Source organism: Vibrio sp. YT-16 (genome assembly GCF_033337405.1).
GTDB lineage: Bacteria > Pseudomonadota > Gammaproteobacteria > Enterobacterales > Vibrionaceae > Vibrio > Vibrio alginolyticus.
Genome location: NZ_JAWOQQ010000013.1, coordinates 33,643 through 59,064, shown reverse-complemented (window position 1 = coordinate 59,064; position 25,422 = coordinate 33,643). Strand labels below are relative to the sequence as shown.

Sequence of the window (25,422 nt, the reverse complement as noted above, 5' to 3'; positions counted from 1 at the left end):
TATTCTAGTAAACACTAATGGAGAAAGCACAAGGTTCTAGATTTTTTTTCATAATTGGAGACATATTTTGCAAAAACACCACTTCAATTAAACATAATAAAAACAGTAGCACATCAACTCGATTAACAGTTCAAAAACCATTTATTAACCGTGACAAATCCGGTATCAAACAGGAATTACACCCGCATTTGTCTCAGCCCATGTATGCAATTGAACTTAGTTTTCGAATTCACTGTACTGTGAAATCATAGTTTTCAGCTGAACGGATTGCGTCTGCCCCATTCTATCTTCCCAACTTGTTGTGATGATGATCGTCTTTAGTGAACCTGATACAGTAGCAGGTGGCACATCCCACTCCACCGTGTACGCTCCAGTGGCGGAAGATCCTGTCACGATAGAGGCAAAACTGGCAGTAGAAATCGTAGAAAGCGCATCCGAAGCACCACGCGTTCGGAACCATTCAAGCTGGTTTTCTGCTAGACGAAGTGCTTCAATACTTTTTATGGCATATTCGGATTCGCGTTCTAGATATACGTTTAGCTTCGTTAAACCTAGAGCCCCAACACCGATAAGTAGAAAAGAAATTAGAACTTCAAGAAGGTTAAAACCTTTTTGTTTAGAGATCATTCCAGGAGCCCTTCTTCCAGCGGAAATTAATAATCGGATCAACGACCTCATCGATGTTATCTCGGTTGTAAGCAAAATTTAGAGAGTTAACAAAATAAGCACTGTAACCTGGACTATCTAAGACTTGTCCCCCCGAAAAACTAAATGAGCCACGCTGCAGGTAAACGACTTTATCTAGAGCAAGCGTGGGAAAGTTAGCCGCATCCCCAAAATGATCTTTGGCCTCGAACAAGTTCCAATGTGTATCTAAATCTGTAAGTGAATTAGTCGTAAGTTGATAGAGCATACCAGGGAATGTCATTGAACCATGTACAGCAAAAATACCATCTTGAACCACAAGTAATATTGGAGCTTCTCCAGTAGCGGCAAAAGCTTCATTAAGATAATCAATGCCTCCTTTGATTAGTATCCCATCAGAATCATTCTCATACTCTCCAGAGCTATTCTTTTTAGAGGAAGTAAACTCACAGGACCCCGTAACCCAAATATGAGTTTTCCCTGCTGAAATTTGCTCCCCAACTTTCTTTCCACAATCAGTAACGACTTGGTTAGTTGAGTCGTCGTAATCAATCGTAGTAAACCCCCAGCCTGATTTCACCGAGTTCCAGTCACTGCGTTGCTCTCTAAAAATGTCGTAAAATGGCTCTAGGTCTGCATCTTGAATAAAGTCCTCTCCGTAATCTGAGTCAGAAGAGGTCACACTCATATGTTCCGATTTACAATCTATATTGTTGTGAACAAAATCAGCATAAGGGGCAGAACCATGTATAACCCCTTGGTTTGTCGCTCCAGCACGTGAGTGAAATGCATTCTTATAGCGAATAGCAACACACTCCCACCCACTTCCTACAAATTCGCCAGGATCTGGTGTTGAAAATGCGGAGCTACCATTAACGTATAAATCTGTACTACTTTTTAGTGCTCCGGACGCTCTTCCTCTTGAAAGGACAAGTTGTTTTTCAACGGTCCGGCTGGAGTTTGGAGCTGGTTTGCTTAACAGCTTGTTGTCGGGTTCCAATGCTAATTGATGTAAACCTAAAGGTGTTTCACATCGGCTTGAAATTAGTGAAGTTGCAGAAGAAATATCACCGGTACTTTGAACTAAAGAATAGAAACACTCCAATCCCCCTTCTGCAAGCCAATGTTCTTGTCGTGCTTCAATTTGATTGTTGGCACGCTTGATCTGATAAAAAAGAGACTTGTAGCTACCAAGCGACATCATTAATGCCGCAACTAGCAATACACCCACAACTAATAACGCTGCTGCACCTTGTTGTTTCTTCATTACTGCCAGTTCCTTTGCATCGCAGTAAACGACTGCTGCGTGCGAATATCTGTCACGTCTTTCAATTCGGTTCCCAATGTAATGGTCACCAGTGCACTTTTTGCATCAGTGCTTTCTAGCAAATCACTAGTCAGGTCAAATCGATTAACGTGAATAACTTTTTTATCAAAGAGAGTGTTACATGAGCCTGTGCCTGCAAGGTTGACCACGTCATTAACATCCCATATCGTTATTTGCTTTTTTTCACACACAAATAGCGACTCTGGCGTATTAACTCGTTGCTCATAAGCCACGTTTTTATATAAAGGAGCAGAGCCAGAAACACCTATGTAATAGGCGTAAGCAATTAGCCCTCTATCAACATCATCAAGAGTGTAAATTGTGTTCGCTGAGCCCGATATTTTTATAGAATGACCATTGTTACCGTCAAAACCAGCACGCTGAATGTCGCTCTTGAGCATCTGCACGACACTTTCAGAATTCTGTAACAACATTAACTCTTTCGAACGCTCCATTATCACTCGTTGACCACTCACATAGATTGACCCCACTGTCGCAAGAGAAATAAGCCCAAGCACAGATGCGATCATAAACTCAATAAGGCTAGCCCCTTTTTGTTTAAACATAGCCATCCTTAAGAGCAAGTTGAATAACCGTAATATTCTGTGCCGCTGTTATCACTACATACTCTTACGCGGGCTGATAAAGTATGAGAAATGAGTTTTAAGGCTTTTGATGATTCACCAACAGGATGAAACTTCAAGTTTCCTGATGATGGTCGACCATGAACATCGTCGAAGCTGATTTGATCGGAAGCATAGCTCGGGGTAACGACAATACCGTAATACGGCTTACCTGATAAAGAGAACAACACAGTCCCAGCACCCTCAGCTCCGTTATCTGTCAAATCAATACGCCAGTTTCCGTCACTGGATGAGCTCCCAGACATGATGATGTGTGCCCAAAGTCTTTCACGCCGTAATACTGCTTCAGACTTGCCTTCAATAACAAAGCCATGCAATTCATTAGCTAAGCGCTGCATTTTGTTGGTTTCAAAGACATTCTTGAAAGATGGTGCAGCTGTAGCCAATAAAGCACTCAGTACAGCAACAGTAATAAGAAGCTCCAACAACGTAAACCCGCGAGGCATTTCCCAAATTCCTATGTAAACGGCAAAAGGGCCGTAATTCATCTTGCACAGATGCTATCACCTGCCAAAAATAGGCGGAAAAGTGAAAAGGAAACTACTCGTGATGATTCGAATTTCTCGTTGTAACGGCTACAAAAAAGGATTGAGAGGGATGACATTGATCGAATTACTGATAGCTGTCGTGATTGTCGGGATCATTGCTGCGATCGCCTACCCTTCTTACACTAATCATGTAATCAAGTCTCATAGGACGGTTGCCTTGAGCGATCTTAGTCGAATTCAGCTAGAGCTAGAGACATCTTATGATGGTGGGTACGACTGGAGTCATATTCTCTCTGGAGGCACATGCACTCTATGTGACTCAGACACAAATAGATTTTCTTTCGATATTGCGAGCTCTGCAAGTACGGCCTATACCATTACAGCAACAGCAAAATCGGCTCTGGGACAAGACGACGACGAGTGCTTGACTGGTTCTAAAACGATTACTTTAACGTCAACAAATGTCGAAGAACCAAGTGATTGCTGGAATTAGGAAGAACACCGAGATGCAAAAAGGCCTGCATTTTAGCAGGCCTTTGTATTTGTGCTTTTCACTAACGTCTTAGCTGGTTAAATCATCAAAGAACTTTTTCACACCGTTGAAAAAGCCTTCTGATTTAGGCTTGTGCTTTGTCGCCGCTTCACCACCACAAGACTCTTCAAACTCTTTGAGCAGTTCTTTTTGGCGTGAGCTTAGGTTTACTGGTGTTTCAACAACCAACTTAACAATAAGATCACCAACACCGCCACCGCGAACGCCTTTCACACCTTTACCACGCATACGGAACATACGACCTGTTTGCGTTTCTGAAGGCACTTTTAGGCTTACGCGACCATCTAGGGTTGGTACTTCAACTTCACCACCTAGAGCTGCCATCGCAAAGCTTACTGGCACTTCACAGTATAGGTTGTTGCCATCACGCTCGAAGATATGGTGCTCTTTCACGTGCACTTGTACATACAAGTCACCCGCTGGTGCTCCCATTTCTCCCGCTTCACCTTCGCCAGATAGACGAATACGGTCGCCAGTATCAACACCTGCTGGGATCTTAACGTTAAGTGTTTTTGTTTTCTGCTTACGACCTTGACCATGACACTCATTACAAGGGTCTTTAATGATTTTACCTTTGCCGTGACAGGTAGGGCAGGTTTGTTGCACTGCGAAGAAGCCCTGGCGCATCTGTACTTGACCATGACCATGACAGGTACCACATGTTTCAGCAGATGAACCTTTCTTCGCGCCACTACCATCACAGGTATCACAGTGTACTAGTGTCGGTACTTCGATCTCTTTCGTTACACCACGAACCGCTTCTTCTAGCGTCAATTCCATGTTGTAACGTAGGTCAGCACCTCGCTGGGCACGGTGGCCACCACCGCCACGACGACCACCACCAAAGATGTCACCGAATACATCGCCAAAGATGTCGCCGAAATCAGCACCGCCGCCGCCAAAGCCGCCGCCACCGAAACCACCGCCGCCTTGTTCAAAAGCTGCATGACCGTATTGGTCGTACGCCGCTTTCTTTTGAGGGTCGGTCAGAACTTCGTACGCTTCTTTTACTTCTTTAAACTTGTCCGCCGCAGAATCATCACCCTGGTTTCGGTCTGGGTGGAATTTCATCGCTAGACGCTTATACGCCTTTTTGATATCGCGCTCTGAGGCATCACGGCTTACGCCTAATACTTCGTAAAAATCACGTTTTGACATGTTCTTCGTCACCAGTTAATTACTACAAACGGCATCGATTCACCGCTTGGTGTTTGTATCGTTCTAGGTAAGTGCACTTGTCTGCAACATACTTAACTAGAAAGACAGCGTTTACAAACAGACGGGCGTAAGAGTTGCCCCAAACGCCCGCACACGAAGTCTTATCGACCCCAGATGGCTATGCAGCCATCTGGTTAAGAAATATTATTTCTTGTCGTCTTTAACTTCTTCGAACTCAGCATCTACAACGTCGTCTTCTTTAGACTGTGCACCTGCGTCAGCACCTTGTGCTTGCTGCGCTTGAGCTTGTTGTTGAGCGATTTCCATCAGCTTTTGAGAAGCAGTCATTAGTGCTTGAACTTTAGCATCGATAGCTTCTTTGTCTTCGCCTTTACGTGCTGTTTCTAGCTCAGAAATTGCTGCTTCAATCTTCTCTTTCTCTTCTGCAGGTAGCGCTTCACCAGCTTCTTCTACTTGCTTACGAGTACCGTGAATCATTTGGTCAGCTTGGTTACGTGCAGTCGCTAGCTCTTCGAACTTCTTGTCCGCTTCTTTGTTAGCTTCTGCTTCTTGAACCATTTTCTCGATGTCTTCATCGCTTAGACCGCCAGAAGCTTGGATAGTGATCTTCTGCTCTTTACCAGTCTGCTTGTCTTTCGCAGACACGTGTAGGATACCATCCGCATCAAGGTCAAACGTAACCTCGATTTGTGGCATACCACGTGGTGCAGGCTGGATGCCTTCTAGGTTAAATTGGCCTAGAGACTTGTTGTACATCGCTTGCTTACGCTCACCTTGTAGAACGTGGATAGTTACCGCGCTCTGGTTGTCTTCCGCTGTAGAGAAAACTTGGTTCGCTTTAGTTGGGATAGTTGTGTTCTTCTCAACTAACTTAGTCATCACGCCACCCATTGTCTCGATACCTAGAGACAGTGGAGTTACGTCTAGTAGTAGTACGTCTTTAACGTCACCAGCAAGTACACCACCTTGAACTGCAGCACCCATTGCTACTGCTTCGTCAGGGTTTACGTCACGGCGCGCTTCTTTACCAAAGAACTCAGCAACTTTCGCTTGAACCATTGGCATACGAGTCTGACCACCAACTAGGATTACGTCAGTGATGTCGTTTACTGATAGGTCAGCGTCAGCTAGAGCTACTTTTAATGGCTCAAGAGAGCGTTGTACTAGGTCTTCAACTAGAGATTCTAGTTTTGCACGAGTCACTTTAATGTTCATGTGCTTAGGACCAGTTGCATCTGCAGTAACGTAAGGTAGGTTTACGTCTGTTTGAGAAGTAGAAGAAAGCTCGATTTTCGCTTTCTCTGCTGCTTCTTTAACACGCTGCATTGCTAGTGGGTCGTTCTTAAGGTTGATGCCTTGCTCTTTGTTGAACTCATCAACCAAGTAGTTGATTAGACGGTTATCAAAGTCTTCACCACCTAGGTGAGTATCACCGTTAGTTGCTAGAACTTCGAATGTTTTCTCGCCTTCAACTTCATCGATTTCGATGATTGAAATATCGAATGTACCACCACCAAGGTCGTATACCGCGATAGTGCGATCGCCGCCTTTCTTATCTAGACCGTAAGCTAGCGCAGCTGCTGTTGGTTCGTTGATGATACGTTTAACTTCTAGACCTGCGATACGGCCAGCATCTTTTGTCGCTTGACGCTGAGCATCGTTAAAGTAAGCAGGTACTGTGATAACTGCGCCAGTTACTTCCTCACCAAGGAAGTCTTCAGCAGTTTTCTTCATTTTCTTAAGAACTTCAGCAGAAACCTGAGGAGCTGCCATTTTTTGGCCTTTCGCTTCTACCCAAGCATCACCGTTGTCAGCCTTAACGATTTTGTAAGGCATGATTTCGATGTCACGCTGAACTTCTTCGTCTTCAAAACGACGACCGATTAGACGCTTAATTGCAAATAGCGTGTTTTCTGGGTTAGTTACTGCTTGACGTTTCGCTGGTTGACCTACTAGCGTCTCACCGTCAGTGTAAGCAATAACCGATGCAGTAGTACGTTCGCCCTCTGCGTTTTCAATTACACGTGGTTTGTCGCCGTCTAATACAGCAACACATGAGTTAGTAGTACCTAAGTCAATACCAATGATTTTACCCATCTGGCTATCTCCGAATAAATTCTATTTTCGTTTGGTTATAACCCCAATGTGGGGGGAGGAGAATCGGGTTTCAACCCTTGCTCACAAACAAAAATAATCAATGTTTGCTTCTCTATGCCACATAGATAAGGGCGGCAAAATGCTTTTCAAGGGCAGAATTAAAAAAAAGCGTCTTTTTTCGAAATTTATGTGTTTCTTTCTGATTAGTTGGGAACTCGTCACACTGCTGTAGCGCAACAAAACGTCATTTCCCAGATAAATTTATTTATGCCCGACTCTTCCTAAATAAAAAACGAGCTCATAAGAGCTCGCTTCAATATTAGGGTTAAAATAAATGATTCAAGGTATTAGGCGTTCGCTTGAGCAGGCTCAGCATCAACACCTTCTTCTTTACCTATCTCACCTTCTGTTTTTGCAACAATGGTGTTCACTGCCGTGTCGCCGACAACGTTAGATGATGTACAGAACATATCATTAATACGGTCGACCGCTGCAATGATTGCCAAACCTTCAGGTGGTAAGCCTAGCTGGTGAAGCAAAACACCTACCATTACCACGCCGCCCCCAGGAACGCCGCCAGCACCAATAGATAACAGAAGAATAGTTAAGCCAAGTGTGAAGATGTCTGCGGTGTTAATTGGCTGGCCAAAAGCGTTCGCAACAAACATCGTTGCTAGAGCAATATAGATAGACACACCAGACATATTCATCGTTGCGCCCAGTGGTACACCGAAGCCAGCAACCGATTTAGAGACCTGAAGCTTTTCTGTCAGTGTGCGCATCGTTACCGGGATAGTCGCGTTTGAGCTCGCGGTAGATAGAGAGAAAAGAATCTGCTCACGAGTTGCACGTAGGAAAGTCTTTGGAGAAGTTCCTGTCGCAATACTCACTGCCATTGGGTAGAAGAAGAAGATCCAGAACACCAACATCGCAACCACCAAAGCCACGTAACCGGCAACGGACATTAATGTATTGGCGTTTAGCGTTGCACCTAGTTGAATCATTAGTGCGAACACACCATATGGTGCAAGACTCATCACTAATCCAACCAATTTCATCATGATTTCATTTGCCATTTTGAATGTGCGAATAGCTGGGCCACCACGAGAATCCAAAGCTTGAATTGCAAGCCCCGTCAAAATTGCCATAAAGATGATTTGCAGCATGTCGCCGCTAGCAAACGCTTGTACAGGATTGCTAGGAACAATGTTAACAACTAAAGAGAAAATGTCCGGCGTCTCTGTCGTTGTCAGCTGTACAGCCTCAGATACCGTTCCTGCTAGATTAGCGCCCGCTCCTGGCTGGAAGATCAAGCCGACAGTCAAAGCCGCCGTAATCGCAATGATGGTGTTAAGAATGTAAAGGGTAAAAGTTTTTCCACCAAGACGACCAAATGCACTGATGTCTTTCAAGTCAACAATGCCGCATACGATTGAAACGTAAACTAAAGGAACAACAAGCAATTTGATCAGTGAGACGAACATGCCGCCAACACCTTCTGCAGCTCCAAGTAGGTATGTATCAAAAATCGCAATACCGCTAAATAAGTACTGAATTGCTGTCCCCAGCACAAGGCCGGCAAACAAGCCTATAAAAATCTTACTAGAAAGCGATTTATCCATTATAAATCTCCGATATGTTGTGTTTGCTATTTACATTTTTGTAGTTATATATGCTTACTTTTAAAGCATTAGTCGCAAATCATACACACCAAAGTTACAAAATAAAGTGATAATTTACATTTTTGTTAACGAAATTGTTTTAGAAAAAATGACTATATTTACATTCCTATGCAGAACAAACATTCACGCAGCGAATGATTACAATCACTTATAGCCCTTCCCGTTAATAAACACGCAGCGAGATGAGAGAAAATCTCCTATAGGAAAATAATTAACCAATAGGAAAAAATATGAAGGGGATCAAATTTTCATTTATCGATATACAACGAAGTTCGATGCAGTCATTTATGTTTAAAACAAAAAAGCGCCCATCAAAAATGATGGGCGCTTTTATATTTAAAAAACAGGGAGTTAAAGTTACTTAGCAACCATTACCATTGCCGGACGAATCACACGGCCGTTTAGTTCGTAACCTTTTTGCATAACAAACATAACAGTGTTTGATTCATGATCAGGGCTCTCCTGAATCGACATCGCTTGATGGAACTCTGGATTGAATGCTTCACCTTCAGGGTTGATTGCTTTCAAGCCAAATTTCGCTACAACGTCTACAAACGTTTTATGGGTTAGTTCAACGCCTTCTAGGAACGGCTTCACAGTTTCATTCTCTGTATCTGCCGCTTGAATTGCACGCTCTAGGTTATCAATAACAGGAAGCAGCTCTTCTGCAAACTTGTTCAACGCAAACTTACGTGCTTTATCGATCTCTTGCTCAGTGCGACGACGCATGTTTTCTACTTCAGCTTTAGAACGCAACACCGCATCTTGTTGCTCTTTTACTTTTGCCTCGCTAGACAATAGTGCCGCTTCTAGTTGAGCAATCTTAGCGTCTGTCTCATCACCAAGCTCTTCAAGCTCAGCTTCAACTTCTTGTGCTTCAGCTTCTACTTTTTCAGCCTCTTCGATGATTTGATCAAGCTCTTCTTCTGTAACTTTGTTTTCTTCGTTGCTCATGATATCTCCAGAATTCAACATAATGCCCTTAAAGCCATGCGCGTTTTTGCGGGCTTTAACCACATAAAAATTCGCATATTTAGGTGACTTGCCATTATTATGGGGATGAAGATTCCTGATTCAAGCCTCTTTAATGCGGAAATGCTATGAAAAATCCATGTAACGTGATCGCGATTATCGGAAAACCAAGAGATCAACAAGCAATTCAAACTCATAAAGAGTTGTACCAATGGTTGACCTCTGAGGGCTATAAAGTATTCATTGACGATCGCCTTGCCGCAATACTGGATGATATCCCACAGAGTCAGTTTGCTAGCTTAGTTGAACTAGGAAAAAATGCCGATCTAGCCATTGTGGTTGGTGGCGATGGCAACATGTTAGGTGCGGCAAGAATTTTATCCCGATTTGATGTGCCAGTTATAGGCGTGAACCGTGGAAATTTGGGCTTCTTAACTGACTTGAACCCAGACGACTTCCAAGCGTCTCTGCAAGCGGTACTCGACGGTGAGTATATTGAAGAGGAACGTTTTCTTTTAGAGGCGGAAGTACACCGCCACGGACAAATAAAGAGCCATAACGCTGCGCTAAACGAAGCCGTACTTCACCCAGGGCAAATTGCTCATATGATTGAATTTGAAGTGTATATTGATGAAAGCTTCGCCTTCTCTTTACGGGCCGACGGTTTGATTGTCTCCACTCCGACTGGCTCGACGGCATATTCACTTTCTGGCGGCGGCCCAATTCTTTCTCCTAGCTTGAATGCCATTTCACTCGTGCCAATGTTCCCTCATACATTGTCGAGTCGACCTTTGGTGGTTGATGGAAAACGTCGAATTAAATTGGTGGTATCACCAGAAAACCGTGGAACACAAGAAGTTAGCTGTGATGGACAAGTCTCACTTCCAGTTACCCCTGGCGACGAAATTCACATCTATCAAAGTCCAAATGTACTAAAGCTCATCCATCCAAAAGACTACAGCTACTATCACGTCTTACGGAATAAGCTTGGCTGGTCTAGTAAATTGTTCTAACACTTGTTACTCAGGGCAATAACTTCAATAAAAAAGCCAGCAGCTTAATTGCTACTGGCTTTTGGCTTTCTTAGACAAGAAATAGACACAAAGTAGTGAGGCGACACGATATTTGTCATCATTAAAGAGAAGCTTATAAATTTTGATCCTGTGGGCAAACTTTACACAAAAGATAGAAAAGCAAATTCAATGATCTATGTCCGGTGATATTCTCACCATGAATAGAGTATTAACTCTATTTCATACAATCAATAAAGGACATATTATGAAGAAAACCATCATTCTGTCTGTTCTCAGTACATTAGCACTTATTGGCTGCCAATCAGAGGAAACGCAAGTCAACAGTGTATCCAACGCAAAAGCGGAAGATATCACTAAGACGAAGCGTGCCCTAGCTCAACAATTGAGTGAGAACTATGCTGCCATTGAACCCATGTTGAGAAGAGATATTACTCCACAACAGACTAACGTGTCTGTATCAGCATTTGTTAAGCAAAACCCTAACTCAGAGTTCAGCCGCCAGCTTGTACAAGCTGACACTCAAATTCGTAGCTGGAAAGGTATTTCTGAATACTCAGATCAGTTGTTAGAAGTTCGCTTGGCAAATGAAGCCATGATAACAGCATGGCAAAGTGGCGAGGTCGAGCCATTATTTGCGTTTGAACCAAGTGGTGATGATGAGAATTGGCAATACATCGAAGCATTTGATGTTTATGGCAACATCCATCAACTCGATGTTTACCAGCTCCCTGAGGTACCTGTACTTGTCGTTGATAACAATAGCTCTGCAGAGCTAAAAGCAGGCTTGCAAGCTATGCAAGCTGAGATGAAAAAACTCGGTCAACCAGCTTTAGTTCAACCATATATTGCTGATGAACAACGCCAAAATACACCGTTATTGTCAAGTAGCGCAGTGGGCGAAGCGGCTCCAATTCAAACCACGCAGTTGAAAAAGATCCGTCTAGCCGATGACAAAGAACCTTGGATCTCTGGCAAGGCAGAAATCTACGCTATCGTAACGGGCGTCAATCCAAGTCGTGATGAACCTACTCTCGATTTGGTGGAGCTTCCATACTTAGACTACGATAACCAAGATTATTATCCAAATCAGATCATTATTCACTGGTCTCGTTACCGCTGGGGTGCGGCAGACATTGTGCTCATGGAGCAAGATGACGGCACAGACTATAAACAATTGGCAAAACTCCTTGTTCAAGTTGCCGAAGAAGTATTGAAAGCGATTCCAGATCCAGAAGTTCAGGCTTATGCGATTATTCCGCAAATCACGAACAAGATCATCGACACTATCCCCGATGGTGTACTCACGAATGATGATGACTTCGTCGACGTTTACTACACTCTAATGCAAGACACTTCATACGTGGAGCACCCAGGTGCAGGTGTGAATGCAGTCGTCACACTAGAACCATTAACGATTAACCCAACTCGTCCGTAACCTGTTCAATTTTAATGAGTCGTTGTAATCACATCGGCTCATTTTTCCCACTTCATCACAAAAAAACAGCCTACAAAGAAAATTTTCCTTACCTGACTTTACTGTATAAAGAAACAGTATATACTGTTCTCTTATACAGTATTGTTCAGTTATACAGGTAAATAAAATGCTGGCTCATCTAAGTGTTAATAATTTTGCGATTGTTAAGTCTTTACAACTCGAGCTTTCTAAGGGCATGACCACCATTACAGGTGAAACAGGCGCGGGTAAATCCATTGCTATCGATGCTTTAGGGCTCTGCTTAGGCGGACGAGCCGATGCCGGCATGGTGCGACAAGGTGAAGAGAAAACCGAAGTTAGCGCCGCTTTTTTATTGGACAACAACTTACATGCAACACGTTGGTTAGAAGATAACGATCTGCTAGATGGCAGTGAGTGTATTTTGCGTCGTATTATCACAAAAGAAGGCCGCTCAAGAGCCTTCATTAATGGCAGCCCTGTTCCACTATCACAACTCAAATCTCTAGGGCAGCTACTTATCAATATCCATGGGCAGCACGCTCATCATCAATTGATGAAAAGTGAGCACCAAATGGCCATGCTCGACCAATATGCTGGGCATTTAAACCTACTAAAAAGCACACGAAGTGCTTACCAGCATTGGCGTCAGGCGGATAATAACCTCAAGCAGCTAAAAGAAAATAGCCAGCAAAACCAGGCGCAAAAACAGTTGCTTGAATACCAAATCAAAGAACTGAATGAGTTATCGCTAGGTGAAGAAGAATTTGCAGAGCTCGAGCAAGAGCATAAACGACTATCCAACAGTGGTGAACTCGCCACTACCTGTCAGCAAGCCATCGAACTTATTTACGAAGGTGAAGAAGTCAATGCGCTTGGTATTTTGCAATCGGCCAATCACTCCCTAATTCAATTAGCCGAATTAGATGAAAAGCTATCTGAGCTACCTAACATGCTGTCAGAAGCGATGATTCAACTTGAAGAAACGAAGAATGAATTACGCAGCTACTTAGATGGCATCGATGTTGATCCTGCTCGTATGGCTTATGTAGAAGAACGTTTTTCTAAAGTGATGTCTGTAGCTCGTAAACACCACGTAATGCCAGAAGAACTATACCAACATCATCAAGATCTTCTGGCCCAAGTAGAAGCGTTAGATTGCTCCGATGAACGTTTAGATGAGCTTGCTCAAGAAGTAGAACACAAGTACCAAAGCTTTCTAACACAAGCAGAAAAACTGCACAAATCACGCAGCCGTTACGCAAAAGAACTGAACAAACTGATCACACAAAGCATGCACGAATTGAGCATGGAGAAAGCAGTATTCAGTATCGAAGTTAGCAATGACAACACGCACCCATCGCCGCTTGGCATGGACAGCGTGTGCTTCTTAGTATCGACCAACCCGGGACAACCATTGCAACCTATAGCAAAAGTTGCGTCAGGCGGTGAGCTATCACGTATCTCTCTAGCGATCCAAGTGATCACCGCTCAGAAAGTAGATACACCAAGTTTAATCTTCGATGAAGTGGATGTAGGTATTAGTGGCCCAACAGCTGCCGTAGTGGGCAAAATGCTACGCAAGCTTGGCGAATCTACTCAAGTATTGTGTGTCACTCACCTCCCTCAAGTTGCCGGATGCGGCCATCAACAAATGTTTGTTGCTAAGCAAACCAAAGCAGGCCAAACCGAAACCCAAATGCACGCATTAGATGAACAACAACGTGTGGCAGAATTAGCTCGCTTACTTGGTGGTAGTCAAATAACCGACTCAACGTTGGCAAACGCAAAAGAACTGCTTATCGCCGCTTAATAAATCGACAAGGGATGAGATATGGATATCAGAGCAATACACAAAACCAACTGCTTAGATCTCATCCCTATTTTTATTGAGTTAGAACATTACTACTTCAAAGAAAAAGCTTCATCAAAACACGATCTGGTCCATTATCTAAAGAGCCAAGTCTTCTCTGAACATTCTGGTGTTAATATCATTGCGGTTTACGATAATGATGACGTCGTAGGCTTTGCATCTTATACCGTCATGTTCCCTGCCCCAAAACTCTCAGGGCAGATGTACTTAAAAGATCTGTTCGTATCTTCGAAGGTTCGAGGAAAAGGGGTTGGTCTCAAGTTAATGAAGTATCTGGCATCTTTGGCGATCAAGTGTGGATGCCAAAGGTTGGACTGGACAGCTGAAAGTAGTAACCCTACCGCAGGTCAGTTTTACCGCTCAATTGGTGCAACACTAATTCATGAAAAAGAGTATTATCGTTTTTCAGGTGATGCATTACGCGAATTCGCCAAAACCGACTAACGAGTCACTAGGCTTGGCTCACCGCTGAAAGCGTCCATCACCCTACCTCCGATTGAAATGTGCTCTTCGTCACCTAACTAATACGTCATGTGGTGACATTTACCGCCTAATATCGGTGAATAAATGCAACTCAACTCAAAATTCGTTGTCAGATTGTCTACCATACGACGCATAGCTTTTTACATCTGCGTCGAGCTTGTTTATTATCAGCGCAGTATTTTAAAGGTTACTAAGAAATTATTATGCAATTAAAGAAGTGGTTAGTTGCCGTACCATTAGCAATGACATTGCTGACAGGATGTTCGGTATTGGAAAGACTGGTTTATCGTATTGATATCAACCAAGGCAACTATGTAGAACAAAGTGCGGTTGATAAATTAAAGTTTGGGATGACTAAAGCACAGGTTCGCTTCGTATTAGGGTCGCCAATGCTTATTGAAAACGGCTATCCAAACACTTGGTATTACATCTATCATCATACTCCTGGCCATGGCGAACCAGTACAGAAAGATCTGATTGTAAACTTTAATGACCAAGGCACACTCGCAGACATCAGTGGTGACTTTCCAAAAAGTGACGCATTTTACGAGCAAATTCAGTAAACTGACTTTTGCAAAAAAACCTCCCGTTTGGGAGGTTTTTTATTATATAGAAATCACGTTAGTCAAACTTTGAGTAACTCACATGAGCTATTGGGTTTATATTAATCCTGCTTATTTTTACGTACAGAACTAGGCTTGCCACCGGTGACTGGGTCTGCACTTCCCTCGGCTTTAGCCTGCTCCGCCCGCTTACGGCGAATCTCTTTCGGATCGGCGAGTAACGGACGATAAATCTCTATTCGGTCTCGATCTCGAACGGTCGCATCCAACTTCACGTTACGACTAAACACACCCACTTTGTTCTTGGACAAATCAATTTCAGGGTACAACTCCAATACACCGGATTGTCGAATGATCTCTTCTACCGTTGCGTGATTATTTACCACTAAGTTAAATACACGCTGTTCATGAGGAAGAGCATAGACAACCTCAACGTGAATCATATCTGACTCAATACTCATAACACTCGTAGACCTGTTTTGCGCGTTTAGTAAATGCATTTACCATATTACTAGTAAGCTCGTTAAAAATCTTACCGAAGGCCATCTCAATCATTTTACTTGAGAATTCAAACTCAAGCTTTAGTTCAACCTTGCAAGCTTGCTCATCTAGCGCGGTAAAAATCCAACCACCACGCAACGTCTTAAACGGGCCATCCACCAAGTTCATCATAATTGCCTGACCTGGGATCAACTCATTTGAAGTCGTAAACGTTTTGCTGATTCCAGCCTTCGCCACATCGACAGAAGCCACCATACCATTCCCCGAAGACTCAATGATTCTAGAGCCCGAGCAACCAGGCAGAAATTCAGGGTATTTAGCAACATCATTAACCAGATTGAACATCTGTTCGGCGCTAAAAGACACAAGCGCAGAACGGCTGACTTGCTTCATACATACTCCTATCGATACATGTACAGATTTAAAGCTACTCGCCAATTTTACTTTTATTCCACGATTGCGCAAATAAAAGGATTTCCTATCCGATATCCAACCCGTATAATGACGCTATTATGGCAAAGAAAAAAACGAAACAAAAAGCGGGTAGCAATACTATCGCGCTGAATAAAAAAGCTCGCCACGAGTATTTCATCGATGATGAAATCGAAGCTGGCTTGGAGCTCCAAGGTTGGGAAGTGAAAGCCCTTCGCCAAGGTAAAGCCAATATTTCTGAAAGTTACGTATTTATGCGTGACGGTGAAGCCTTTGTGAGTGGCATGACAATCACTCCTTTAAATCAGGCATCGACACACGTTGTGGCGAACCCTACACGTGTGCGTAAACTACTAATGAGTCGTCGTGAGCTGGATAATCTATTCGGACGTGTAAACCGTGAAGGTATGACATTAACGGCCCTCTCACTGTACTGGTCTCGCTCTTGGGTGAAACTAAAAATTGGCGTAGCAAAAGGTAAAAAGCTGCACGATAAACGTACGGATCTAAAAGAAAAAGACTGGGCAAGAGAAAAAGCACGCGTAATGAAGAGCGCGCTGCGTTAATCTTGACCACTTAAACGCATAGTACTGGACAGCCAATGCTTTTCTGTTACTATGCGAATATTACCTGGGGCTGATTTAGGATTCGACGGGAATTCAGAAGTCTGAGGTGCATGCCGAGGTGCGGTAGGCCTCGTTAACAAACCGCAAAAAAATAGTCGCAAACGACGAAAACTACGCACTAGCAGCTTAATAACCTGCTAAGAGCTCTCTCGCCCTAGCTTCCGCACGTAAGACGGGGATCAACGAGGGATCAAACCCAAACGCGCTAGCCCGGATTCTCCCGCCTGAGAGATGAACGGCGAATTTTAATTCAGGCTAGTCATTCATTAGCGTGTCGGTTCGCAGGTGGGTGGCGAAATTAAAGATCGACTAAGCATGTAGTACCAATGATGAACGGTTTTCGGACGCGGGTTCAACTCCCGCCAGCTCCACCAAACGTTTGGAAAAGGCCACCCTCGGGTGGCCTTTTTTGTATCAACAACCCACTATCCACTATCCACTATCCACATTGTCTTCTTTTCTCACGCACTCATGCTACCTGATAACTTTTCACGAGCATTACTGCATAACTCTGAACGTACACCGATTTAAAAACTCGTTGAGTATTAAGTAACAGGCGATACGCTCATAAATACACCACCAAAAACACATGGAAGTTCAGAAGAACTCATTCAAGGACAAAAAGTGTGTACTATATGCTCTTCGATTTAAAGTGTTCTAAGTTTTTGGGGTATCAACAACTACGAGTGCTAAATCTAAGTTATAGAATTATGATGGCTTAAAGTTGAACAATTTGGGTTTATCACTAACCATCAAAAGATACTCAATAAGCCTTTTCTTTTGTTCTTGGTTATCACAATTGGCGGAAAAATAAATTATCAAGTCAATCTAGCATTACGATGTAAAGTAATAAAAACACCTCTTGAGCAAGCGACTAATTAACTATTTTCAATACGATTTCATTGTCTGAAACCTAGTATTTATAGAGCTCTTTCCCATTCGATAGCTCTCGTTTATTTTGCTTCCACATTACCTGATGAAAGCCTAAAAAATCCAATACAATATAACTACCTAAGGTTAGCGTAGACTGAGTATTCCAGATTTAAACTTTATTAATGCTAATAAAAATCGGTCAAGTAGATAAACATAAATCTAAAAATGTAATTTTCAAATTCACAAGTTACAAGGGCAATGCAGTACGAATCACATAGTTAGCATTAAATATTGTAAAAACACACAATACATATACATTTATAGATTTTTAAAATGAAAAAAGTCGATGTGAGAAATTACTTAGTTGGATTTATTACAATCATATTGTTGAGCATTAATATGAGTTTTGGAGAGAGTATATTGAATAGCGATAAAGTTAACCAATACACACCACAAATCAATGGTGTGCTAACAAAAAAAGGGAAGCCGATTGATAACCAAAAGGTTAGTCTTAGTATTGGTTTAAGCGCTTCAGGAAAATCAATAGACTTATCAACATTTACTGACAGCAATGGTCGGTTTGAATTTTCTCCTGTGTATGAGAACAAAGAGAGCGTTAAGATCCCGCTTATTGAACATTATGTAACTATTGTTTTAACCACAGAACTAGATATTGATGAAAGCGTTATTATTTGGGAAGGTTCGTTCGATGGCTATGAAATAGAGGATTACGTAAAAAACAATATGGCTAATCTAGTCTGTGATGCAGCAAACCCTCTTAAGTACTTTGCTTTTTCAATTGATGATGACGAAAACGATGACTACTACGTAAATAGTCAATGTGATTTATTTGGATATATTGACTCTGATTTATATGGAAATTAAAGAATGCAATCACTCTCACCAAAGCTATCATCTAGAATCGCAGAAATCCCTTATTCTGTATTCGCAACTAATGTTCGTAACGTTAGTGGTTATATAGCAAAGTTTTTTACATTTGATCTAAGGAATGATGTCAAAAAAGGAACGACAAGTGGCTTTATGGGATTTGGTGGAATGACATCAGATTTTGTAGCGATAGGTCGAGGTAAGGGCGAGTTTACCGATACTTTAGTATTTTCCTTTCGTGGCACTCAAGCAAACATCGGCGACATTATGACCGATGGAAACATTGGGATATCAGGTACCTCATCAGGTTACAGGGTACATGCAGGTTTTGTAAATCTCTTCAATACGATAAAGCCACAACTTGCAGCATACATCGCTGGTTATTCGAAAAAGAACATGAAAGCACCGAAGGCAATACACTGTGTAGGTCATAGTTTAGGTGGTGCTCTTGCTTCATTAGCGGCAGATTGGGTGAAGAGTCAGTACGGCTATAGCGTACACCTATATACTTTTGGCGCACCAAAAGTTGGCTTTAAACCATACGCAAGAAGGGAGTTAGATTCTTCCTATCGCTGCACTCATGGCGCAGATCCAGTTCCTATGTCTCCTCTTTGGCCATTTACTCACGGTGGTATTGAGTATCGGCTAGATGGAAGTTCTGGCATCTACTTCTGCGCTCATGGACTAGGAAAAAAATCTGTTCCGGGTTATGTCAATACCGCTACAAGTAATGAGTGGTCGGCACTACAACCCAAATCTCAAGCTTACCTAGAACGCAACGTATTTCTTGACTTCAACAATAGATATAATGCTCGGATGACTGATGGTTGGGTAAGTAAAATAGTCTCTTCAATTTTGACCTTATTAAGAATTTCAGGTCTGGGTCATATAATACAACAAATAGCAACTGTAGGCCTTACTGCTTGGGATCAACTAGCTAAAGCTATGGCGTACATCTCAAAACTAAAAAACGAGTATACAGAACACGTTCGCGGTATTTTAGGTCACATGAATGTAATGTCAGGTAGCGCAGCGATCGACCTATCGAGTATTACTTATAGAGTGATAAAACTTTGTTTTTCGAGACTAGTAAGAAGGTTAGATAGTCATGTTAGAAATGCTCTAAATATAGTAGAGTGACAGTAAAAGGCACGAACAATTATTCTAAAAAACGCTCTATTATCCTCAACTAGATTGAGTTCAGAAAAAGCGAAGCTATTTAGGCTTCGCTTTTTATTAGGGCTTAGAGTTGTTAACAATATTAAAATCTATATTCCACACCTAGTGATGCTTGGTTAAAGTCTGTTTCCGTGTTTGCACCGTTCGCGACATTCTCCGCATTGAGTTCTACGTCGTACCACATATATTCTGCGTTAACTAAGAAGTTATCAGTAACTTTAAAACCCACACCGGCACCAGCGAATACACCTTCATCATCTTTGTTGCCTTGGAAGCCCGCAACGTCGTAATCCGTCGAGTACCACATTTGACCGCCTTTTGCGTAAAGGTCGACACGATCAGCAATAGGGGCTGTAACTTTTAGTGCTGCGGTGTAACCGTCCGTTTCGGCATTTGCTAGGTTATTACCATAGCTACCGAAATCAATGTAACCACCTTCCAACGCTAAGTAAGGATTAAAACGGTAACCAACTAAACCTTGAATAACATCGCTGTCATCATCAAAGTCATCTTGTCCATCAACTTTTAAGTAACCGTAGTTGGCGCCAACATATACACCATGATCGTTGGAGTCCGCAGCATGTGATAAAGTACTAAACGTTGCTAAAGAAAAAAGGCTAATCAAAGTAACAACATTGCTTTTCATTTCGTTCTCCTAATATAAGTTCCATTGAAGGTTCGAATAGTAAAGAGCAAATGCAATGCCAACTTTAAATTAATGAAAAATATATTTAATTTTATAGAATACTGACAATCCTCTAAAGAACGCCGAACAAAAACAGAAAAAAAGATCTGTCTGTTTACTTTATATAAACAATACTAAATTGAGGTTAATCGATGATGTGAAAAAGATTCTTGTTAATTTGTAGATTTTTCAAAGAAATTAAATAAACATCTAAAATACTCTTGTAGATTAATCAGTCAAAAAACGCTTAGCTAGTTTTTATAAGAAAGGAAGCTAATCACACATACGTTGCATCTTACTTTGCTTCAAGCCGTGAATACTCTACTCTTTGCCTAAGCAGAGTTTAATGGAACTGAAGTATGTTAAAAGGCAGTGAATACCCTTCTATTCGAGCATTAAGGACGTTTGTCGCGGTCTCTAATTACCTCAGTTTCTCTAAAGCAGCGGATGCCCTATGTATTACGCAAAGCGCAGTAAGCAAACAAATCGCATCGCTGGAGCAATTGGTGGGTTTACCTTTAATACAAAGAAGGGCGAGTGGTATTGAGTTAACCGAAGAAGGCAAGCGTTATCTGCCGCAAGTCACAGAAGCTTTGGAGCTTATTCAGCATGCAACTGCCAACTTAATCCAGTCAGATTCAAAGCAAGAATTACTCACCGTGGACGTAACCCCTTCTTTTGCCAGCCTTTGGTTGATACCTAATATTGATGACTTCCACCAGCAACATCCTAACATCCGAGTAAGAGTCTGTACCGGGTATGGGAACGTCAAAGATTCGAGCAACGAAAGTGACTTACATATTCGCTGCCTTCCATTATCCACACATTATGAATACAGCCACTTACTGTGCGAAGAAACATTGTTATTAGTCGGTTGCACAAATGCTCCTGCAATTGAGAGTGTGCACGCTGTTAGTAATTATCCGTTTATACCTCAAATCACTCGCCCTCAGCTATGGGAGCAATTTAAAACTGTCTACACTGTAGAATCTCCCGTTACCTATCAACCTGTAGGCGTCGAACATTTTTACCTAGCTTGCGAAGCTGTCAGAATGGGAAAAGGGCTCGCCTTGCTTCCTGATTTTATGGCGCAGTATTCGATTTTAAGAGGGGACATTCAGCATGTTCTCAACCTAACTTTACAGAGCGGTTATGGTTATTACGTGATGATTCCAAATTATCGACTTTCAGCTAAAAAAGTAGTGGCATTTCACGAATGGCTGAAGAGCAAGCTAAGTTAATGTTGTTTCTTTAAACTCGTTTAGGTAAACCAAAACAACTCAAAGACTTCGGTATCTGTCTGCTCAAATTTATGGCATTCTCATCCATACTATTTAAAAAGGATAAATGGATAGTACGATATGGACAGCAACACGCCAAGACTCTCTTTACGCACCATTGAGCCGACCGATTACCCAGAGCTCGCGGAATTAATGGACCTTGTTTTTCCTGATGTTGGTGGCTCATGGCCACGCCTGACCATCATGGATCTTATTCATCAGTTTCCTGATGGACAAATCTGTATTGAGGATAACGGAAAAATTGTCGGCGCAGCGCTAACAATCAAAGTGGACTACAACCGATTTTCACTTCCTCACCTGTACACCGACATCATCACCGAGAACAACGTCATCCAAAACCAAGTGACCGGTGACGCCATGTATGGTCTCGATGTATTTGTTCACCCGGACTACCGTGGGCTGCGTTTAGGTCGCCGTCTGTATGATGCGCGTAAAGAACTTTGCCGGAGTAAGAATTTCAAAGCAATTTTAGCCGGTGGTCGCATCCCGAATTACCACAAATATGCTGACGAACTGAGCGTGGCTGAATACATCGACAAGATAAAACGCCGTGAGCTTCACGATCCTATTTTGTCTTTTCAGCTTGCAAACGACTTCGATGTCAAACGTATTATGCGTGGTTACTTGCCAGAGGATAGTGCTTCTAAAGGCTACGCAACTCTGCTGGAGTGGGATAACTTCTTCTACGAAGAGGATATTCAATCCGTACATGATGTAGAAAAAACGCTGATTCGTATTGGTGTTGTGCAGTGGCAAATGCGTGCTATGAATGACTTAGAGGACTTGCTCGATCAGGCTGAGTTCTTCATCTCTTCTCTTGCGAACTACAAAGCCGATTTCGCCCTATTCCCTGAATTCTTTAACGCGCCGCTGATGGGATTGCAAAACGACCAAAATTCCGTCGAAGCAATTCGCTTTTTGGCTAGCTTTACAGAAGAGATCAAAAACCGCTTCTCGCAGATGGCAGTCACCTACAACATCAACATTATTGCAGGCAGTATGCCCGTCATCGAGGATGGCAAGTTGTATAATGTGGCCTACTTGCTGCAACGAGATGGTGAAATAAACGCTCAATATAAGATCCACATCACGCCCCATGAGCAAAAAGACTGGGTGATCGACGGTGGTGACAATGTTCAAGTGTTCGAAACCGATGCAGGCAAAGTCGGCATACTGATTTGTTATGACAGCGAGTTCCCAGAGTTGGGAAGAATGCTCGCCGAGCAAGGCGCACAAATTGTGTTCGTTCCTTTCTGGACAGACACAAAAAATGGCTACCAACGAGTACGAATCTGTTCCCAATCACGAGCCATCGAAAACGAATGCTACGTTGCAATTGGGGGCAGTGTCGGCAACTTACCTCGTGTTGATAATGTCGATATCCAGTACGCACAATCTGCCGTATTTTCACCGTCGGATATCTATTTTCCACACGATGCGACCTTGACAGAAGCAAGCGCCAACACCGAAATGATAATCTTCGCTGATGTTGATTTGACTAAGTTGAAACAGCTTAATACCGAAGGCTCTGTCACCAACTTACGTCATCGCCGCCTTGATTTGTATGGTGCATTCACCAAAGCCAAAGAGTCATAAGGATCTCCCTAATTCGCCGCTACCAAAGAGCGTGGCGGCGAATAAAGCCTGCTGCAGGTTGATTCTGCGCAATTATCAGAGGCATGTCAGTTTTTCTCAATGGTGAGAAACAAGAATTGACCCAATAGGACATTCGGAGTATCACTCCAACTTCGTTCCGCTTTTATTAGGGGAAAGCTTTTGGAACATATTAACGAACTTCTCATGTCAATGAAGCCTTTGCTTGAGCAATACGGCTACGTTGCGCTGATTGTCAGTATATTTCTAGAAGGGATAGGTATCCCGATGCCTGGTCAATCACTGATGATCGCGGCATCTTTGCTCTCGTCAGAACAAGTCATGAACCTAAGTATGGTAATGATGGTATCGTGGCTGAGCTGCTTTTTTGGTAATACCTGTGGCTACTTAATCGGTTATTACTTTGAGGGGTGGTTAGATAAAAAAGGCTACATTTCCGGCCCGAAGATGCAAACGCTTCAATTGACTATCCAGAAATACGGCCCTACGTGCTTGGTGGTCAGCCGCTTTATTGAAGGAATGAAGCAATTTATGCCTCTTGCATGCGGTATCGCGAAAATGCCACGTAGAGAGTTTTTGCTCGGTAACGCCCTCGCGGCGACGGTTTGGGTATTGGTATTCAGCTTGTTAACTCACTTTGCATTTGAACATTTAAGCGTGTTGAGCAACCTGTACACCGAATACAAATATCTGGTATGGGCATTTGCTGCTGTCTTATTTACGTGGATGGTTTTAGGTATTGTTAAACGCAAAAAAGCCAAATCAATGCAATAACGACAGTCTCTTCATTAGCGCATAACTAAAGCTCGTGGTATCAGTGAGATACGCAACACGAGCTTTTATCTTTTTCTTTACGTGTAAAATTTAAACAGCCATTTAGACGTCTAGACGTTGACAATGTAGAAATGTGATATTAGTCTGCTCTTCTCTCTTATCATTAACATTGTCGTTTACATGTCCGGTTCCCAACAAACTACTAAAACAGTTGCACCGTCTGCGGTCGCACTGATCCCATTAATTGTATTCCTTGCGCTATTTATTGGCGTAGGCACTTACTTATCTTTGCAAGGCGTGGAATTTGCCTTCTACCAGCTGCCTGCACCCATCGCGGTATTACCAGCCATCATCATTGCGTTTCTTTTAAGTAAAGAGAAACTTAACCGCTCAATCGAACACTTCATGCGTGGTGTTGGCCACCCAGACATCATCGCAATGTGTATGATCTATCTGCTTGCAGGTGCCTTTGCTGCGGTAGCAAAAGCCTCTGGCGGTGTTGATGCAACAGTGAACCTTGGTTTATCCGCTATTCCAACCAGCATGATTTTACCGGGCATTTTTCTGATTTCTGCTTTTATCGCAACAGCAATGGGGACTTCGATGGGTACCATCGCAGCCGTTGCCCCCGTAGCGTTGGGTATTGCTGAATCAGCAGGAATGAGCTTACCGTTAACCGCAGGCGTTGTACTGAGCGGCGCTATGTTTGGTGATAACCTTTCTATCATCTCTGACACCACCATCGCGGCGACACGCTCTCAAGGTTGTGAGATGAAAGACAAGTTTAAAGAGAACATTCGTATTGCTTTACCTGCGGCGTTGATCGCGATTGCAGTGTTCGCTTTCAACAGTACTGCGACTCAAGTGCCTGCAACTGGCGATATTGAGTGGCTAAAAGTCTTGCCGTACATCACTATTTTGATCCTAGCGGTATCTGGTGTGAATGTGTTTGTGGTTCTGTCGATTGGCATTCTTTTGGCTGGCGGCGTGAGCTTGGCATCGATTGACAATTACGGACTAACTAATCTAGCCCAAGACGTATACAAAGGCTTTGGTAACATGCAAGAGATCTTCTTGTTATCCATGCTGATTGGTGGCTTGAGTGAACTGATGCGTCGCCAAGGTGGTCTTGCTTTTCTAACAAATTTCGTTAGTAGCCTTATCCACGCGTTTGGCTCTAGTCACTCTAAGCATGCGAACAGTCGTGCAAGCGAGCTAGGTATTGCAGGTTTGGTATCAATGGTCAATGGCTGTACGGCAAACAACACCGTAGCCATCATTGTATCGGGCAGCGTTGCTCGCCAACTGGCGGAAGAGAATAATGTCTCTCCTCGCCGCTCAGCAAGCTTGTTAGACATTTTCTCATGCGTGGTGCAAGGCGTGTTGCCTTACGGTGCTCAAGTACTACTGCTAGGTTCCGTGTTCAACCTCTCGCCACTTGAAGTAGTTGCCAATTCTTACTACTGTTTTGCATTAGCGGTAGCGGCTGTTGTCGCGGTGTTTATCAAACATCCCGCTCGTCAACCTGTAGCGCAAACTGAGAACTAACGACAAAT

General features: G+C 42.8%; 24 protein-coding genes and 1 other RNA gene. 14 read left to right on the top strand and 11 right to left on the bottom strand.

From position 1 onward, the window contains the following. Positions 1-216 precede the first annotated feature (216 nt). Genes R7F07_RS18630 through R7F07_RS18615 form a run of 4 tightly spaced genes read right to left on the bottom strand, consistent with a single transcriptional unit; the run spans position 217 to position 3,062 of the window. Positions 217-627 carry a prepilin-type N-terminal cleavage/methylation domain-containing protein gene (locus R7F07_RS18630; protein WP_053350260.1) on the bottom strand — a complete coding sequence of 137 codons (411 nt, stop codon included), beginning with the start codon at positions 625-627 and terminating at the stop codon, positions 217-219. Then, on the bottom strand, positions 617-1,912 hold the full coding sequence (locus tag R7F07_RS18625) for a hypothetical protein (RefSeq protein ID WP_053306533.1): 1,296 nt from the start codon (positions 1,910-1,912) through the stop codon (positions 617-619). Before R7F07_RS18625 ends, R7F07_RS18630 begins: the two co-directional genes overlap by 11 nt. Beyond that, on the bottom strand, positions 1,912-2,538 hold the full coding sequence (locus R7F07_RS18620; RefSeq protein WP_033905826.1) for a PilW family protein: 627 nt from the start codon (positions 2,536-2,538) through the stop codon (positions 1,912-1,914). Before R7F07_RS18620 ends, R7F07_RS18625 begins: the two co-directional genes overlap by 1 nt. 8 nt (positions 2,539-2,546) lie before the next feature. Then, positions 2,547-3,062, bottom strand: coding sequence for a GspH/FimT family pseudopilin (locus R7F07_RS18615; protein WP_033905824.1), 516 nt, complete (start codon positions 3,060-3,062; stop codon positions 2,547-2,549). 103 nt (positions 3,063-3,165) lie between these two features. Here R7F07_RS18615 and R7F07_RS18610 point away from each other — a divergent pair, with 103 nt between their 5' ends. Further along, the gene (locus R7F07_RS18610) at positions 3,166-3,597 is read left to right on the top strand and encodes a type IV pilin protein (protein ID WP_171343019.1); all 432 of its coding nucleotides are present in this window, start codon (positions 3,166-3,168) and stop codon (positions 3,595-3,597) included. A 69-nt stretch (positions 3,598-3,666) separates the two neighbouring features. Here the strand turns inward: R7F07_RS18610 and dnaJ are convergent, their stop codons facing one another. The 4 genes from dnaJ to grpE form a co-directional block, all read right to left on the bottom strand. Continuing rightward, positions 3,667-4,815 (bottom strand): molecular chaperone DnaJ, encoded by a 1,149-nt coding sequence (gene dnaJ / locus R7F07_RS18605; RefSeq protein ID WP_005381620.1) that lies wholly within the window; start codon positions 4,813-4,815, stop codon positions 3,667-3,669. 204 nt (positions 4,816-5,019) lie between these two features. Beyond that, a complete protein-coding gene (gene dnaK / locus R7F07_RS18600) occupies positions 5,020-6,933 on the bottom strand; it encodes a molecular chaperone DnaK (protein ID WP_005381623.1) in 1,914 nt (637 codons plus the stop codon). 347 nt (positions 6,934-7,280) lie between these two features. Continuing rightward, positions 7,281-8,555 carry a dicarboxylate/amino acid:cation symporter gene (locus R7F07_RS18595; protein ID WP_005381625.1) on the bottom strand — a complete coding sequence of 425 codons (1,275 nt, stop codon included), beginning with the start codon at positions 8,553-8,555 and terminating at the stop codon, positions 7,281-7,283. 417 nt (positions 8,556-8,972) lie between these two features. Continuing rightward, the gene (gene grpE / locus R7F07_RS18590; protein WP_021034134.1) at positions 8,973-9,569 is read right to left on the bottom strand and encodes a nucleotide exchange factor GrpE; all 597 of its coding nucleotides are present in this window, start codon (positions 9,567-9,569) and stop codon (positions 8,973-8,975) included. A 146-nt stretch (positions 9,570-9,715) separates the two neighbouring features. On the opposite strand from grpE, the gene nadK reads away from it, so the two are divergent. The 5 genes from nadK to bamE all read left to right on the top strand — a co-directional run bounded on the left by nadK (position 9,716) and on the right by bamE (position 14,993). Beyond that, complete coding sequence (nadK, locus tag R7F07_RS18585) at positions 9,716-10,600, top strand: NAD(+) kinase (protein WP_005381631.1); 885 nt, start codon at positions 9,716-9,718, stop codon at positions 10,598-10,600. 265 nt (positions 10,601-10,865) lie between these two features. After that, the gene (locus R7F07_RS18580) at positions 10,866-12,056 is read left to right on the top strand and encodes a DUF3103 domain-containing protein (RefSeq protein WP_171343014.1); all 1,191 of its coding nucleotides are present in this window, start codon (positions 10,866-10,868) and stop codon (positions 12,054-12,056) included. 166 nt (positions 12,057-12,222) lie between these two features. Continuing rightward, complete coding sequence (gene recN, locus R7F07_RS18575; protein WP_005383750.1) at positions 12,223-13,887, top strand: DNA repair protein RecN; 1,665 nt, start codon at positions 12,223-12,225, stop codon at positions 13,885-13,887. A gap of 21 nt (positions 13,888-13,908) precedes the next feature. Continuing rightward, entirely contained in the window at positions 13,909-14,391 is a 483-nt protein-coding gene (locus R7F07_RS18570; RefSeq protein ID WP_005381636.1) for a GNAT family N-acetyltransferase, read from the top strand. A gap of 242 nt (positions 14,392-14,633) precedes the next feature. Next, on the top strand, positions 14,634-14,993 hold the full coding sequence (bamE, locus tag R7F07_RS18565; protein WP_017820585.1) for an outer membrane protein assembly factor BamE: 360 nt from the start codon (positions 14,634-14,636) through the stop codon (positions 14,991-14,993). Between the two features lie 101 nt (positions 14,994-15,094). On the opposite strand, the gene R7F07_RS18560 is transcribed toward bamE, so the two are convergent. Then, positions 15,095-15,454 (bottom strand): RnfH family protein, encoded by a 360-nt coding sequence (locus R7F07_RS18560; RefSeq protein ID WP_005381640.1) that lies wholly within the window; start codon positions 15,452-15,454, stop codon positions 15,095-15,097. After that, positions 15,444-15,887: an SRPBCC family protein gene (locus R7F07_RS18555; RefSeq protein WP_005381641.1), complete on the bottom strand. Its 444-nt coding sequence runs from the start codon at positions 15,885-15,887 to the stop codon at positions 15,444-15,446. The genes R7F07_RS18560 and R7F07_RS18555 overlap by 11 nt, the downstream gene beginning before the upstream one ends. A 119-nt stretch (positions 15,888-16,006) precedes the next feature. Here R7F07_RS18555 and smpB point away from each other — a divergent pair, with 119 nt between their 5' ends. From smpB to R7F07_RS18535, 4 genes are all read left to right on the top strand, one after another. After that, a complete protein-coding gene (gene smpB, locus R7F07_RS18550) occupies positions 16,007-16,492 on the top strand; it encodes an SsrA-binding protein SmpB (RefSeq protein WP_005381642.1) in 486 nt (161 codons plus the stop codon). 66 nt (positions 16,493-16,558) lie between these two features. Continuing rightward, positions 16,559-16,926, top strand: a transfer-messenger RNA (tmRNA) gene (gene ssrA / locus R7F07_RS18545). Positions 16,927-17,758: 832 nt separating this feature from the next. Further along, positions 17,759-18,310, top strand: a complete 552-nt coding sequence (locus R7F07_RS18540) for a DUF6795 domain-containing protein (protein ID WP_225466667.1) — start codon at positions 17,759-17,761, stop codon at positions 18,308-18,310. Between the two features lie 3 nt (positions 18,311-18,313). Continuing rightward, a complete protein-coding gene (locus tag R7F07_RS18535; protein WP_171343013.1) occupies positions 18,314-19,453 on the top strand; it encodes a lipase family protein in 1,140 nt (379 codons plus the stop codon). Positions 19,454-19,574: 121 nt separating this feature from the next. On the opposite strand, the gene R7F07_RS18530 is transcribed toward R7F07_RS18535, so the two are convergent. Further along, a complete protein-coding gene (locus R7F07_RS18530; protein ID WP_005383742.1) occupies positions 19,575-20,138 on the bottom strand; it encodes a porin family protein in 564 nt (187 codons plus the stop codon). Between the two features lie 398 nt (positions 20,139-20,536). Between R7F07_RS18530 and R7F07_RS18525 the strand changes: the two genes are divergently transcribed. The 4 genes from R7F07_RS18525 (at position 20,537) to R7F07_RS18510 (ending at position 25,414) form a co-directional block, all read left to right on the top strand. Then, positions 20,537-21,418: a LysR family transcriptional regulator gene (locus R7F07_RS18525; protein WP_171343012.1), complete on the top strand. Its 882-nt coding sequence runs from the start codon at positions 20,537-20,539 to the stop codon at positions 21,416-21,418. Positions 21,419-21,538: 120 nt separating this feature from the next. After that, positions 21,539-23,074, top strand: coding sequence for a bifunctional GNAT family N-acetyltransferase/carbon-nitrogen hydrolase family protein (locus tag R7F07_RS18520; protein ID WP_005381670.1), 1,536 nt, complete (start codon positions 21,539-21,541; stop codon positions 23,072-23,074). 204 nt (positions 23,075-23,278) lie between these two features. Continuing rightward, a complete protein-coding gene (locus R7F07_RS18515) occupies positions 23,279-23,866 on the top strand; it encodes a DedA family protein (protein ID WP_005383738.1) in 588 nt (195 codons plus the stop codon). A 180-nt stretch (positions 23,867-24,046) separates the two neighbouring features. Continuing rightward, the gene (locus R7F07_RS18510) at positions 24,047-25,414 is read left to right on the top strand and encodes a Na+/H+ antiporter NhaC family protein (protein ID WP_318110548.1); all 1,368 of its coding nucleotides are present in this window, start codon (positions 24,047-24,049) and stop codon (positions 25,412-25,414) included. Positions 25,415-25,422: the final 8 nt, after the last annotated feature.